This is a genomic window from Aeromonas sp. HMWF014, assembly GCF_963878295.1.
In the GTDB taxonomy this organism is placed as follows: domain Bacteria; phylum Pseudomonadota; class Gammaproteobacteria; order Enterobacterales; family Aeromonadaceae; genus Aeromonas; species Aeromonas popoffii.
This window is the reverse complement of the sequence record NZ_CAWNYS010000085.1, coordinates 9,470-10,175: the sequence shown is the minus strand read 5'-3', so window position 1 is coordinate 10,175 and position 706 is coordinate 9,470. Positions and strand designations below refer to the sequence as shown.

Sequence of the window (706 nt, the reverse complement as noted above, 5' to 3'; positions counted from 1 at the left end):
CCAATACTTTCCAGTATTTCATTGTTTTATCCTTTTTTATCGGACTTATTGTTCCATGTATGAGCCAAGTCAAAAAATGCCCAAAAATGTACTACTTAAGGGTCAAACGAGGACTTATTACGGTATAAATAATTTCCATCTTAATTCTAAGGTTTATATATTAAACGGCGTTGACCGAGGTCTCAAAAATGGATCTCAACGCACGCTGAGAGAAAAAAAATATCTGTTTCGATTGGGGTTTTTAGGTCTTTTTTTCACGAGGGATGAGAAATGAAACGCAGTATGAAACTGGAAATGCTGGGATTGTCGTTATTATTGGGCTCTATTGGCACTGCGCATGCCAGTATGGCTGCGTTGGTGGAAACATGTAATGCATGTCATGGCAGTCAGGGGATCAGTACCCATAATGACATCCCGACTATCGCCGGACTGGCAGAGGCCAACCTCAGCGAGCAGTTGCGCAGCTACCTGGATGGGCGCCCTGCCAAGACCGTTAATCATGTCACCGGTGATACCAGCAAGCAGGGGAACATGACCGACATAGTTAAGGGCCTTAGCGACGATCAGATCGACGAGTTGGCGGCCCATTATGCCGAGCTGCCCTACCAGCCGATGAAGCAGCCATTCGATGCGGCGCTGGCCAAGGCCGGGCAGAAGCTGCACGAAGAGTCCGGTTGCAAGAAGTGCCACTCGGAAGGGGGCTCTG

1 protein-coding gene is annotated in these 706 nt (G+C 48.0%); it reads left to right on the top strand.

The window, feature by feature from the left end; translation table 11 throughout:
• Window positions 1-270 precede the first annotated feature (270 nt).
• The coding region (locus AAC083_RS03370) for a c-type cytochrome (protein WP_308811040.1) at window positions 271-706 on the top strand (436 nt) is incomplete at its 3' end.